The sequence below is a fragment of the Alteromonas sp. CNT1-28 genome, from assembly GCF_022348345.1.
GTDB classification, from domain to species: domain Bacteria; phylum Pseudomonadota; class Gammaproteobacteria; order Enterobacterales; family Alteromonadaceae; genus Alteromonas; species Alteromonas macleodii.
Genome location: NZ_JAKREZ010000029.1, coordinates 25,679 through 38,332, shown reverse-complemented (window position 1 = coordinate 38,332; position 12,654 = coordinate 25,679). Strand labels below are relative to the sequence as shown.

Genomic DNA, 12,654 nt, shown 5'->3' with positions numbered 1-12,654 from the left:
CGGGGATAAGAGCATGCAACTTAATTCCACTGAAATTGCTGAACTGATCAAGAAAAGAATTGAACAGTTCAATGTAAGCAGTGAAGCACGTAATGAAGGTACTATCGTCGCAGTAACAGACGGTATTATCCGCATTCATGGCCTTGCCGATGTAATGCAAGGTGAAATGATCGAGCTTCCTGGAAGCCGTTACGCAATTGCACTAAACCTTGAGCGAGACTCTGTAGGTGCAGTTGTTATGGGTCCTTATGCGGACCTTAAAGAAGGCGATAAAGTACAATCTACTGGTCGTATTCTTGAAGTACCAGTAGGTAACGCACTACTAGGTCGTGTTGTAAACACACTAGGTGAGCCTATCGATGGTAAAGGCGCAATCGATGCAGCTGGTTTCGAACCAGTTGAAAAAATTGCACCTGGCGTAATCGAGCGTCAATCGGTAGACCAGCCAGTACAAACTGGTTATAAGTCAGTTGATGCCATGATCCCAGTAGGTCGTGGTCAGCGTGAGCTTATCATCGGTGACCGTCAGTGTGGTAAAACAGCAATGGCTGTTGACGCTATCATCAACCAAAAAGGTACAGGCATTAAATGTGTGTACGTAGCGGTTGGTCAGAAAGCATCTACTATCGCTAACGTAGTACGTAAACTAGAAGAGCACGGTGCACTTGACCACACTATCGTGGTTGCAGCATCTGCATCTGAGTCTGCTGCGCTTCAATACCTAGCGCCTTACTCTGGTTGTACTATGGGTGAATTCTTCCGTGACCGCGGTGAAGACGCGCTAATCGTATATGATGATTTGTCTAAGCAAGCTGTTGCTTACCGTCAAATCTCATTACTACTTAAGCGTCCACCAGGCCGTGAAGCTTACCCAGGTGACGTATTCTACCTTCACTCACGTCTACTAGAACGTGCTGCACGTGTAAACGAACAATACGTTGAGCGTTACACAAACGGCGAAGTGAAAGGTAAGACAGGTTCACTAACTGCGCTTCCAATTATCGAAACGCAAGCTGGTGACGTATCTGCATTCGTACCAACTAACGTAATCTCAATTACCGACGGTCAGATCTTCCTAGAAACTGACTTGTTTAACGCAGGTATCCGTCCAGCGGTTAACGCTGGTATCTCGGTATCTCGTGTTGGTGGTGCTGCACAGACTAAAATCATCAAGAAGTTGGGTGGCGGTATCCGTCTAGCCCTAGCTCAGTATCGTGAACTTGCGGCGTTCTCGCAGTTTGCTTCTGACCTTGATGACGCAACTCGTGAGCAACTTGAGCACGGTGAGCGCGTAACTGAGCTAATGAAGCAGAAGCAGTACGCACCACTTTCAATTGCTGATATGGGTGTATCTCTGTTCGCGGTAGAAAAAGGTTTCCTTAAGGGTATCGAGCTTAACAAAATCCTAGATTTTGAAGCCGCTCTTCACTCTTACATGAACAGCGAACACGCTGACCTTATGAAGACTATCAACGAATCAGGTAACTACAACGACGAGATTGCCTCTAAGTTGAACGACGCTTTAACAAACTTTAAAGCGACACAAACTTGGTAATCAATGGTGCTGGTGTTTAACCACCAGCGCAATTCGTTGAGTAATCGGAGAGATAGTCATGGCCAGCGGTAAAGAAATAAAAGGTAAGATTGGGAGTATCAAAAATACTCAGAAGATTACCAGTGCGATGGAAATGGTTGCTGCGTCTAAAATGAAAAAGGCGCAGGAACGCATGGCTTCTGGCCGTCCATATGCACAAAATATGCTTAAAGTGATTGGTCACATTGCAAACGGTAACCTTGAATATCGCCATCCTTATTTGGAAGAGCGTGAAGTCAAGCGCGTCGGTTACATTGTGATTTCCACTGACCGAGGCTTATGTGGTGGCTTGAACACCAATGAATTTAAGCTCGTCACTCAAGACGTCAAAAAATGGCGTGAACAGGGTGTAGAAGTGGATTTCGCTGCATTAGGTTCTAAGGCGTGCAGTTTCTTCAACCGCTTTGGTGGCAAGTTGCTTGCTGCTGAATCTGGTTTAGGTGACAAACCGTCTGTGAGCGATGTAGTGGGTGTTGTACGCGTTATGCTTAAAGCGTACGACGAAGGAAAAATTGACCGAGTATTCTTGGTATTCAATGACTTCGTTAACACCATGACACAGAAACCTGTGATCAATCAGTTATTGCCTTTGCCAAAGTCAGAAGACGAAGAATATCAACATCGTTGGGACTACATCTACGAGCCAGATCCAAAAGAAATTTTGGAAGCACTAATGGTTCGTTACATTGAGTCTCAGGTGTATCAGGGTGTTGTAGAAAACGCGGCGTCAGAACAAGCTGCGCGAATGGTTGCCATGAAGGCAGCAACCGACAACGCCGGTAACCTCATTGATGAGTTACAACTGGTATATAACAAAGCGCGTCAGGCTGCAATCACACAAGAAATCAGTGAGATTGTGAGCGGTGCCGCAGCGGTGTAGGCAAAGGTTTAAAAGAGATAACGAGGACAAATTATGAGTCAAGGTAAGGTCGTCCAAATCATTGGCGCCGTTGTGGATATTGAATTTCCACAAGATGCGGTACCAAGAGTTTATGACGCACTACGAGTTACCGAAGGTGACTTGTCAGGTCTAACCCTGGAAGTGCAACAGCAATTAGGTGGTGGTGTTGTTCGTGGCATCGCACTAGGTACTACTGACGGACTAAAACGTGGTCTTGCAGTAGAAAATACCGGTAACCCAATCATGGTTCCAGTTGGTACGAAGACACTTGGTCGTATCATGGACGTATTGGGTAACCCAATCGACGAAGCAGGCCCAATTGGTGAAGAAGAGCGTATGTCTATTCACCGTGAAGCACCTAGCTACGAAGATCAGTCTAGCTCGGTAGAACTACTAGAAACTGGTATCAAAGTAATCGACTTGGTTTGTCCATTCGCTAAGGGTGGTAAAGTTGGTCTATTCGGTGGTGCGGGTGTAGGTAAAACCGTAAACATGATGGAACTTATCCGTAACATCGCAATCGAGCACAGCGGTTTCTCAGTATTCGCTGGTGTTGGTGAGCGTACGCGTGAGGGTAACGACTTCTATCACGAAATGAACGAATCAAACGTACTTGATAAGGTATCGCTTGTATACGGTCAGATGAACGAGCCACCGGGTAACCGTCTACGTGTTGCACTAACCGGTCTAACTATGGCTGAGAAGTTCCGTGACGAAGGCCGTGACGTTCTATTCTTCGTAGATAACATCTATCGTTATACCCTAGCAGGTACTGAAGTATCAGCACTTCTAGGTCGTATGCCATCCGCGGTAGGTTACCAGCCTACTCTAGCAGAAGAGATGGGTGTACTTCAGGAACGTATTACGTCAACGAAGACAGGTTCAATCACTTCAATCCAAGCGGTATACGTACCTGCGGATGACTTGACTGACCCATCTCCAGCGACAACCTTTGCTCACTTGGATGCAACGGTAGTACTTTCTCGTGATATCGCGTCTCTTGGTATCTACCCTGCGGTAGACCCACTAGATTCAACGTCTCGTCAGCTAGACCCTCTAGTAATTGGTCAAGAGCACTATGACGTAGCACGTGGCGTACAGACTGTTCTTCAGCGCTATAAAGAGCTGAAAGACATCATCGCGATCCTAGGTATGGACGAACTATCTGAAGAAGACAAGCAAGTGGTATCACGTGCTCGTAAGATTCAGCGTTTCCTATCTCAGCCGTTCTTCGTAGCAGAAGTATTTACTGGTGCACCTGGTAAATATGTATCGCTAAAAGACACAATCAGTGGCTTCAAAGGCATTCTAGACGGTGAGTACGATCACCTTCCAGAGCAGGCCTTCTACATGGTTGGTTCTATCGAAGAAGCGCTAGAGAAAGCCAAGAAAGCATAATGACAGGGCTAGCAGTTGCTAGCCTAGCATCATGCTAACGTACCTAATCAGGAGGTTCACATGGCAATGACAGTACATTTGGACGTAGTAAGCGCGGAGAAAGCGATTTTCTCAGGTCGCGTTGAAGCGATTCAGGTGACAGGTAGCGAAGGTGAGCTGGGTATTCACCCAAGGCACGCGCCACTTATCTCTGCTATTAAACCTGGTATGGTGCGTTTGGTTAAACAGCACGGTGAAGAAGAAGTAATCTATGTTGCTGGTGGTGTACTAGAAGTACAACCTGGCAATGTTACCGTACTGGCTGATACCGCGGTTCGAGCTGAAGATCTTGACGAGCAGGCAGCAGAAGAAGCCAAACGACGTGCAGAAGAGCACATCGCCAACCCAGGCGCTGACTTTAACTACGCTGAAGCAGCTCACGAGCTTGCAGAAGCTATTGCTCAACTTCGTCTTATTCAGAAGTTACGCAAGTAAAAAGCACAGCTTTGAAAAAACCCGCCAAATGGCGGGTTTTTTATTGCCGAACGAAAAGTGGTCGTTCACATTCTCTTACGTTTATTTTTATTGCTATCGCACTACACAAAGCTTATCGTTAGAGCGTTTTAACCGATTTAAATTAAAACGTAATAGGCGCTAATTCTAGTGCCACCTTTGCCTGTAACGAATTATAGAAATGAAGCTTAACCCGTATTCCAACATGCACAAAGGTGCCTCTATTGGATTTTTTCCTCTGCTAACAACACTGATTTTACTTTCAGTGCATTATTTTACGGGTGCGTTAGATTGGCCTGAAGTGGGAAATGTACGTGCACAGCGCGACTTCAACTCTGCTATTGGTATGTCGCTTATTACAGGATACTTTTGGTTTGCGCTTCGTTTAATGCATCAAAACGTGGCTAGCACCCTTATTTCTTTGCTTGTAAAAACCAATCAGCTTAGTCAGTTTTCGGCGCATAGGCGAGAACTCGCCATTGAATTTAGACACCATATTTTCAATGCAATCATCATTTCTATTATGATCACGATTGTGTACTGCATATTCGAAGGATTGATCACGGTAAAACAAGAAATACACGTTTTATTCTTAACGGCCACAGCCGTCCCCTTTTGGTTCTTGGCCATTTTATTTTTGTTTCAGATCTCCTCCAACATTAAGTACCTAACTTCTAAAGTTTTGCCCCAAGCCGGTGGAAATATTGACCGACTTAAGTCCATCATGACGATTTTAAAATTAGGAACAACTAACAGCATATTTGCGATGGGGGCACTGGCCATCTTTCCTATCTTTTGGTTGAAAAAAGACATTCCTTCCATTGATGTACTAGTAGTGACGTTCTTCACGGGGATAGTGAGCGTTTATCTATTTTGGCCGGTAATAAAGCTTAGAAGTATGCTTGAGAAAGAGCAGAAAGCTGCTGTTCTGCACCTAGAGGAAAACATAGAAGACGGTATTAAACGATGTGCAAAGCACGAAGAATTCTCTACAGCTGCGTCAATTGAGCAACTAGAAAGCGAAAAAGAACGAGTCTTAAAAATGGGGGCGCGGGTTTTTGCCCCAAGAGATAAGGCTAGAGTGGCTGCGTGTATTGCGTTAATACCGATTTCTTGGGTTCTGTTGTTCATTGTTGAGTGGTTAATTCAACTCCCTCGCTATCATTAGTCTATTCGGGTCTGTTGTTCTTAGCCTTATCTTTTCGCAGCGGTCTATGTGGTATCTAGACAAGGCTCGCTTAATCCCTTCTCGCACTCTAACAGCTATTAATAATTGTCGTATTCACATTGCGTTGTTATGGTAAATCTTCTTAGGTCATAGAGATATCATTGTGCGAATATACGGCGACACGCGTTCAGGAAACTGTTACAAGCTCCAACTGCTTCTTTCTTTGTTAGGTAAAACCTGCGAATGGATTGATGTGGACATTATGAAAGGAGAAACACGCGCTCCTTCTTTCCTAGAAAAGACCCCTAATGGGAAAATTCCGTTGCTTGAACTAGACGACGGCAGGGTGTTGTCAGAATCCAATGCCATCATGCACTATCTAGCATCTAACACTCCTTTAATCCCCTCTTCTCCCTATAGTTTTTCGCAACTTTTACAGTGGCAGTTTTTCGAACAATATAGTCACGAGCCTTATATCGCCGTTGCTCGTTACATCAATGTTTATTTAGGGCTACCCGAGGACAGGAAAGCGGAGTACGAATCTAAACAAGCGGGTGGATATCGCGCACTAGCTGTCATGGAGCATCAACTTAAAACTACGCCGTTTTTGCTAGGTGACACGTTAACTCTTGCGGATATTTCATTGTTTGCCTATACCCACGTTGCCCACGAGGGCGGGTTTGACCTTTCCGCCTATCCTGCCATTCGAAATTGGATAAGTTTAGTCAAAGATCAAAAGGGCTTCATTCCCATGAACGCGTAACGTGCGCTAAACTAAGTTCTACGCTACAAATGCCTTCTATGTGACATAGGGCCTTGCCACTTATCTTGTAAGGCTCTCTGTGCTCTGTAAAGCCCAGAAACGTCGATTTGATCTAAGCACTGTAGTGCATAAGCTGTTGCTTCTAGCGTAGAAAGTGCATTGCTTAATGTTGTATGACGAATAGCATAGTTAGAAGTGGGTGCAGAAATGAAGTGAAACGCTGGTAACTTTGTTAACCATGGGTTCTGTTTAACTAGACCAAATGCTTGTTTCCAACTTCCATCTATTAGAATTAGCGTTGTGATCTCAGAACGTGCAACGGCATCGACATTTTCTATCGGTGTACTGCATTCACTTGGGTAAACAAGCACTGAATGTCGACGTGAGCAGTGTTCGGATAGGGATTGCATAGCGACGACATCATTAGCAAGTATGATTCGCGTCGAAGGAATACACAATGAAACTAAGCGCGCCGTATTCTTGGCGTGAAGTGCTTCTTTTTCGTGTTGAATTATCACAATCTCTAACGATGTATCTACTGTGTTAATGTGAGAGCAAATACAGGTTTTTTGAGGATATCCACAGTGTTCACAATAAAGGCGCATAACTGAATTTCTTTATTCTCTTTTGAACGTTTATCGCACTTATTAACTAAGTAACTTAATAGATAGGATAATATACAACATGCCGAATGAAGCAGTACAATCTCGAGTAGAGAAAACGCTTTCTTTAGTGCCTGAGGGACAAGTAATAAGTTACGCCTTGCTCGCCGACCTGTGTGGCTTACCCGGCAGAGCTAGAATGATGGGAAAGTGTTTAAGAGAGATAAATGCTGACTGCCACTGGCATCGCGTACTACGCGCTGACGGTAAAATCGCTTTTCCTGTTGGCTCTGATAAAGCGGATGAGCAGCGAGAGCGATTAGCAGAGGAAGGTGTGGTCGTTAAAAACTACCGAGTGAATATGACGAAGTTTGGTTGGAAGCCAGATTTACACACTATACTAGTAGAGTTAGAGTACTGAGCTTTCACTTTTTATATGAGAGCAGTTAGCAAATATATGGCGATTAATATAGTGCAGTGCATATAAGATGATAAAAAAGATTACTATTGATCAGTTAGTGCCAGGCATGTTTGTTCATCAAATTTTAGAGCAAAAAGGTGCGTTGACGGTTACGAGCCAAGGACGCGTTACGTCTGGTGATGTGGTTGAAACACTTAAAAAGCGAGGTGTGAAAACCCTCGCCATTGATACAGATAAGGCGTTTGACGTTGAGCGACCTAGCTCATCGGCCACTGTGGAAAAGCACCAAAACTCGCCTTCTGATCAGCCGGTAAAATCAAAAAAAGTATCACTCGAAAATGAGCTGGTAAAAGCCGCAAAGCTTCACGAGCAAGGAAAGGCAATTCAAAAGCTGTTACTTGCCAATGTACAAAAAGAGACGCCTTTTGATGCGAGTATTCCCAAAGCATTTTCAAATAAGTTAGTCGAGTCGGTAGATAGAAACCCCGATGCGTTGCTTTGTCTAACTAAAATTCGAGAAAAAGACGACTATTTACTAGAGCATTCTCTGAACGTCGCTATTTTACTCGCCAATTTTGGCAAGTATTTAGGGATGTCTGAAGAAGAGGTGCAAGACCTCTCCTATGCTGGCTTTCTACACGACTTGGGCAAAATCAAAATTCCAGATGAAATTCTTCATAAGCCAGGCCGCCTTACAGACAGCGAAATGGAGATCATGAAAGGTCATGTAAAGCACGGGGTCGACTATTTAAAAAGTACGGAAATTGCGCAGCCACTGATTCAAGCGATTAGTGAGCATCATGAGCGATTGGATGGCTTAGGCTACCCTGCTGGGACCAAAGGTGAGGATATTAGCCAAGCGGGCCGAATGCTTGCCATTGCCGATATGTACGATGCACTCACCGCGGACCGGGTGTATAAGGCCGGTATGTCTAGCCAAAAGGCATTCTCTATTTTGATGAGTGATGCGCCAACGCGTCTTGACCAGTCGCTTGTTCAACAGTTTATAAAGTGTCTGGGCGTTTATCCCGTAGGGAGCCTAGTTCTATTATCAAATGATAAATTAGCGATGGTGCTTGAACAGAGAGACTCCCCGCTTACGCCACTCGTAAAGGTTTTTTATTCGGTTCGCAGTAACCACTATCTAACGCCGAAAGATGTTGACCTATCATCGGATAAAACAATCAGTATCAACAAGGCCGTCATAGCGTCTGACTATAAGATTGATGTGAACGCATTTTTTGAGCGTTCAGTTTCAATAGGCTAAAATGTTACTTTTTAGCAACACAGTGTAGTATTTACACTGTGTACCAACGCATTTTTTCTTCTTTATTCCAACGTTCATTTAGCTAACGTTCAGGTTTGATGTCCTACAATCCTCTAAACATGAAGTGCTGTAGTGCCTTTAAGTGCTGATCTTTAAAAAAAGTTAAGCAGGAAGCGAACTCGTGGCGCTCAGATACTTGTTATTGCTTACATACAGAATATTTGCCAGTGGAACGCTAATTGCTATCAATGTAGTTGTTTAATGCAAAACTAACACTGAGCTTATTGAGAGTGGCAATGGATAAATGAAACTCATCAATATTAAGCTCTTAATTGAAATAAGAGGAAGTTATGAAAAAGACTCTTGCTGTAAGTTTGATTGCCGCGTCACTAACGGTAGCAGGTTGCGCAACCGATCCGAATAATACGCAAAAAGGTGCCGCTATTGGTGCGGTAGTAGGCGCATTGCTGGGTAAAGCGACAGGTGATAACGATAAAAGTCGTTATGCGTGGGGCGCTGCGGTAGGTGCAATCGCAGGTGGTGCGATAGGTAACTACATGGACAAACAGGAAGAAGATCTTCGAAATGAGCTTTCTGATACTGGCGTTCAAGTTGTGCGCGAAGGCGATAATCTGCGATTGATCATGCCGGGCGACATTACCTTTGCTACTGACAGTTCTAGCATTAGCCCTAACTTCAATCCGGTTCTTCAAGATGTTGCCAAAGTCGTAAACAACTACGAAAAAACCGTTCTTATGATCAAAGGTCATACGGATGACACTGGCTCTGAGCAGTACAACCAGTCTTTATCTGAGCGTCGTGCAGGAGCGGTTAAGAATTTACTAATTAACTATTCTGTTAACCCGACGCGTATCACGACGGTAGGTATGGGCGAATACGCACCTAAAGTACCTAACAATAGTGCAGCAAACCGCTCGATGAACCGTCGAGTAGAGATGGAAATTCAACCACTCACACAGTCTAATACCTAAAGGTAGTTAAGACCTAAAGAGAAACAAAGGCCCCGTTACGTCGGGGCTTTTTTTATCGCATGGTTTTAATTTGATTAGCAACGCTATCTGCAAGCGCGTTGGGGATAGGGATCGTTAAATGGTATTGGGTTACTTTCCACTTCGCTCCCTCTTTTATTAAGACACCCGTGCCTCGTGTTTCTCCCAGGCTTTCATTATCGAGCAGCTCATCGAACCAAGCTACATCGTGATTAGGGGAAAAATAGATATGCCTGTCTCGCGGGTGGTATGTCCATCCTCTGCCCTTGTCAAAGTGAGGTTTGGCATACGCCTTAAACGCTTCTTTGGTCCATACCTCAGATGCGTCGGTGCCAATAAAGATCGCGCTGTCGTGATACAAACCAAAATACTGCTCAAAGTCTGCAATAGACGCATTGTGATGTAGAGCATTAAGTGTCTGATTCACTGCGTCGCGGTCGTTGTTCGCAACGGCCGTCGTCGCAACAGCAAGCATGACCAGACCCAACAATAGATATTTCATAGTGACTCCGTTTTTCTTCTAGTATTTCTTATTATGCTGTTGAACGCATCATTAGTATATTCGAAGCAAATAATTGCCACTGTTTACTGCAATGTTATAGCATTGGGTTAATCGTTTAACTATCGATGCTGTAAGTGGCTAAAACTACCGCTAAATTCTGAACGAAGTTGTGTTGATAGCAAATATTTCCTCCTTGATGTAATGGCTAAAATGTCTTCTAGTATTCAACGAAACCGTATTCGAAGCATCGATATGATGCGTGGCTTGGTCATGCTGATTATGCTTATCGATCACGTGCGAGAGCGCTTTTTTCTGCATTTGCAGGTATCTGATCCTATGGATATCGATACTACGTCACCTTCTCTATTTTTCACACGGTTAGCCGCCCATTACTGCGCACCCACATTCGTGTTTTTGACGGGGCTGTCTGCATGGCTCTATCCCAATCCAATGGACTCAGCGAATAAGGCTAAGCCGACACGTAATGTCAGAGAGTTCTTAATTAAGCGTGGATTGTTTATTTTGTTCTTAGAGGTCACATTTATTACGTTTAGCTGGGGGGCGAGTTTCCAAACGCTTTATCTTCAGGTGATGTGGGCCATAGGTATCAGCATGATTGCTCTGGCTGTATTGAGTTATCTTCCAAGAACTCTGTTGCTCATTTTAGGCCTCTTAATTGTCTTTGGACATAATGCACTAACGCCAATTAGCTATGTTCCACATGAAACAGGCTATACGCTTTGGACAATGCTGCACGATAGAGGATATATACTTCAGTCAGCCGCCCTAAACATTAAAGTGAGTTATCCCGTGCTTCCTTGGATAGGGGTAATACTGCTCGGTTATGCATGTGGGCCTCTTTACAGTCAACAGCTTGATAAAGCGCGACGCGGTCGGTGGTTGCTTGGTTTATTTGCAGTGTCGCTCAGCCTATTTTTCCTACTTCGCGGTTTAAATATTTATGGTGAGACCTTGCCTTGGGAGCTACAACAAAGTGCCATCACTACGTTGATGTCATTACTTAATTTGACTAAGTACCCCCCGTCTTTAGCATTTTTGCTCTTTACACTGGCCGGCATGTTTCTATTGTTGTTTGCTTTCGAGCGCGTTAAGGATACGCAGTTTGCGTTTCTTGACACCTTTGGCTCGGTCCCGATGTTTTTCTACATCCTGCATTTGTACGTATTGCTGGTGATGTACGGTATTGCATTCTTTATTTGGGAGGCGAATAAAGGAAAATACGTGGGCGTAGACCATATTTGGCAAATATGGTTAATAGCTGCTGGCCTTAGTTTAGTGCTTTATTTCCCTGTTAAATGGTTTAGCGCCTATAAATCAAAGCACCACGCCCCTTGGCTTAAATACTTGTAAGACAGGCCTTCGCGTCTATTGTGGGTCGTATCATCATTAAGGTGGGTAGCAAAGTGCGCTATTGGGAGCGAAAGGCGCTTAATTGAAAGTTTTAATTAAGAGTTTAGATGAAAGTCGGTTTACGACTTACCAACTTGGCTTCATCCTTCATGTTTTACCGTAGACTCCCGAACAACCAAGGAAGGTTCGAAATACAGCTGAACGTTATTAGCCTGACCATATACTTTATTAAGTATGTACTTGGCTGACATTTCAGCCATTTCCGCAATTGGGTTACTCACCGTGGTAAGACGAGGAAAAACATGGTGGGCAAATACCACGTCATCGAAACCGACCACAGACAAGTCATGGGGAAGGCTCATGCCTAAATCTCTCGCGCAGCTTATCGCACCCGATGCCATCCAATCGTTGGCGCACACTAAAGCCGTGAAAGGCACATCGCGCGCCATGAGCTCTAACAAACCAATCTTCCCGTCTTCTTCAGAATAGTCGCCGTTAAATATCAACTGTGGGTTTATGGGCAACCCTGCTTCCGACAAGGCGCGTTTATGTCCTTCCAAGCGCAAGCTCGCGTCACACTTGTCAGTCGGTCCAGAAATATATGCAATGTCTTTATGGCCTAGCTCGAGTAAGTGGCGGGTAGCCAGATATCCACCCTTTTCATTATCGAGGCTAGTGCATGCCTCAGGTAGCCCTTCTACCTGTCTGTTAACCAAAGCAACGGGAAGTTTCGACTGGTTTAACTCCAATAAATACTCATCGGATAATGCTTCTGCATGCATGATGAGTGCATCGCAGTTACGGCTAATAAGAAACTCTACCGCATCTTTCTCTGTTTCTAGGCAATTTCGTCCTACCGAAATAATGACATGTTTATCTGCAGCGCGCAGCGTTGACTCTACAGCTTGCATCAGATCGCCAAAAAACGGGGCGTTGAGTTCAGGTACAAGTACCCCGACGCTGTCAGTGCGGTTATTTGCCAATGAACGAGCGACAGAGTTTGGACGGTAATTTAGCTCTTTAACCGCTTTCTCTACGCGTTCTTTCAGTACTTTGTTTACCGAAGCCTTACCATTTAATACGCGGGATACCGTAGATAAAGAAACACCTGCACGCTCGGCAACTTGATAAATGGTGGGCACGTGATAAGACCTCGTTCTCTAAA

The 12,654-nt window shown here is 44.4% G+C and carries 13 protein-coding genes; 10 read left to right on the top strand and 3 right to left on the bottom strand.

Going from position 1 to position 12,654, the window contains the following annotated elements:
• Positions 1–13: 13 nt before the first annotated feature.
• The 6 genes from atpA (at position 14) to MHN02_RS16070 (ending at position 6,316) form a co-directional block, all read left to right on the top strand.
• Entirely contained in the window at positions 14–1,555 is a 1,542-nt protein-coding gene (gene atpA / locus MHN02_RS16095) for a F0F1 ATP synthase subunit alpha (protein WP_014951450.1), read from the top strand.
• Positions 1,556–1,613: 58 nt separating this feature from the next.
• On the top strand, positions 1,614–2,474 hold the full coding sequence (gene atpG / locus MHN02_RS16090; RefSeq protein WP_171337480.1) for a F0F1 ATP synthase subunit gamma: 861 nt from the start codon (positions 1,614–1,616) through the stop codon (positions 2,472–2,474).
• A 33-nt stretch (positions 2,475–2,507) separates the two neighbouring features.
• Positions 2,508–3,893, top strand: coding sequence for a F0F1 ATP synthase subunit beta (gene atpD, locus MHN02_RS16085; protein ID WP_014951449.1), 1,386 nt, complete (start codon positions 2,508–2,510; stop codon positions 3,891–3,893).
• 60 nt (positions 3,894–3,953) lie between these two features.
• The gene (locus MHN02_RS16080) at positions 3,954–4,367 is read left to right on the top strand and encodes a F0F1 ATP synthase subunit epsilon (protein WP_171337479.1); all 414 of its coding nucleotides are present in this window, start codon (positions 3,954–3,956) and stop codon (positions 4,365–4,367) included.
• Between the two features lie 199 nt (positions 4,368–4,566).
• Positions 4,567–5,553 (top strand): hypothetical protein, encoded by a 987-nt coding sequence (locus tag MHN02_RS16075; RefSeq protein ID WP_171337478.1) that lies wholly within the window; start codon positions 4,567–4,569, stop codon positions 5,551–5,553.
• Between the two features lie 163 nt (positions 5,554–5,716).
• Positions 5,717–6,316 carry a glutathione S-transferase family protein gene (locus MHN02_RS16070; protein WP_039228873.1) on the top strand — a complete coding sequence of 200 codons (600 nt, stop codon included), beginning with the start codon at positions 5,717–5,719 and terminating at the stop codon, positions 6,314–6,316.
• 23 nt (positions 6,317–6,339) lie between these two features.
• Here MHN02_RS16070 and MHN02_RS16065 read toward each other — a convergent pair whose 3' ends face one another.
• Positions 6,340–6,921, bottom strand: a complete 582-nt coding sequence (locus tag MHN02_RS16065) for a tRNA-uridine aminocarboxypropyltransferase (RefSeq protein ID WP_171337477.1) — start codon at positions 6,919–6,921, stop codon at positions 6,340–6,342.
• A gap of 79 nt (positions 6,922–7,000) precedes the next feature.
• Between MHN02_RS16065 and MHN02_RS16060 the strand changes: the two genes are divergently transcribed.
• The 3 genes from MHN02_RS16060 to MHN02_RS16050 all read left to right on the top strand — a co-directional run bounded on the left by MHN02_RS16060 (position 7,001) and on the right by MHN02_RS16050 (position 9,598).
• Positions 7,001–7,339 (top strand): MGMT family protein, encoded by a 339-nt coding sequence (locus MHN02_RS16060; protein ID WP_171337476.1) that lies wholly within the window; start codon positions 7,001–7,003, stop codon positions 7,337–7,339.
• A gap of 67 nt (positions 7,340–7,406) precedes the next feature.
• The gene (locus MHN02_RS16055) at positions 7,407–8,606 is read left to right on the top strand and encodes an HD-GYP domain-containing protein (protein WP_171337475.1); all 1,200 of its coding nucleotides are present in this window, start codon (positions 7,407–7,409) and stop codon (positions 8,604–8,606) included.
• 350 nt (positions 8,607–8,956) lie between these two features.
• Entirely contained in the window at positions 8,957–9,598 is a 642-nt protein-coding gene (locus tag MHN02_RS16050) for an OmpA family protein (protein WP_171337474.1), read from the top strand.
• A 52-nt stretch (positions 9,599–9,650) separates the two neighbouring features.
• Here the strand turns inward: MHN02_RS16050 and MHN02_RS16045 are convergent, their stop codons facing one another.
• Positions 9,651–10,118 carry a nuclear transport factor 2 family protein gene (locus tag MHN02_RS16045; protein WP_014951441.1) on the bottom strand — a complete coding sequence of 156 codons (468 nt, stop codon included), beginning with the start codon at positions 10,116–10,118 and terminating at the stop codon, positions 9,651–9,653.
• Between the two features lie 201 nt (positions 10,119–10,319).
• Between MHN02_RS16045 and MHN02_RS16040 the strand changes: the two genes are divergently transcribed.
• Positions 10,320–11,489, top strand: a complete 1,170-nt coding sequence (locus MHN02_RS16040; protein ID WP_239247344.1) for a heparan-alpha-glucosaminide N-acetyltransferase domain-containing protein — start codon at positions 10,320–10,322, stop codon at positions 11,487–11,489.
• Positions 11,490–11,629: 140 nt separating this feature from the next.
• On the opposite strand, the gene MHN02_RS16035 is transcribed toward MHN02_RS16040, so the two are convergent.
• Positions 11,630–12,631 (bottom strand): LacI family DNA-binding transcriptional regulator, encoded by a 1,002-nt coding sequence (locus MHN02_RS16035; protein ID WP_014977832.1) that lies wholly within the window; start codon positions 12,629–12,631, stop codon positions 11,630–11,632.
• Between the last annotated feature and the right edge of the window lie 23 nt (positions 12,632–12,654).

Excerpts from the sequence above, each read along its gene's own strand:
- atpD (WP_014951449.1), top strand. The coding sequence starts at position 2,508 with ATGAGTCAAGGTAAGGTCGTCCAAATCATTGGCGCCGTTGTGGATATT.
- atpG (WP_171337480.1), top strand. The coding sequence starts at position 1,614 with ATGGCCAGCGGTAAAGAAATAAAAGGTAAGATTGGGAGTATCAAAAAT.
- MHN02_RS16065 (WP_171337477.1), bottom strand. The coding sequence starts at position 6,921 with ATGCGCCTTTATTGTGAACACTGTGGATATCCTCAAAAAACCTGTATT.
- MHN02_RS16060 (WP_171337476.1), top strand. The coding sequence starts at position 7,001 with ATGCCGAATGAAGCAGTACAATCTCGAGTAGAGAAAACGCTTTCTTTA.
- MHN02_RS16075 (WP_171337478.1), top strand. The coding sequence starts at position 4,567 with ATGAAGCTTAACCCGTATTCCAACATGCACAAAGGTGCCTCTATTGGA.
- MHN02_RS16045 (WP_014951441.1), bottom strand. The coding sequence starts at position 10,118 with ATGAAATATCTATTGTTGGGTCTGGTCATGCTTGCTGTTGCGACGACG.
- MHN02_RS16055 (WP_171337475.1), top strand. The coding sequence starts at position 7,407 with ATGATAAAAAAGATTACTATTGATCAGTTAGTGCCAGGCATGTTTGTT.
- MHN02_RS16080 (WP_171337479.1), top strand. The coding sequence starts at position 3,954 with ATGGCAATGACAGTACATTTGGACGTAGTAAGCGCGGAGAAAGCGATT.
- MHN02_RS16050 (WP_171337474.1), top strand. The coding sequence starts at position 8,957 with ATGAAAAAGACTCTTGCTGTAAGTTTGATTGCCGCGTCACTAACGGTA.
- MHN02_RS16040 (WP_239247344.1), top strand. The coding sequence starts at position 10,320 with ATGGCTAAAATGTCTTCTAGTATTCAACGAAACCGTATTCGAAGCATC.
- atpA (WP_014951450.1), top strand. The coding sequence starts at position 14 with ATGCAACTTAATTCCACTGAAATTGCTGAACTGATCAAGAAAAGAATT.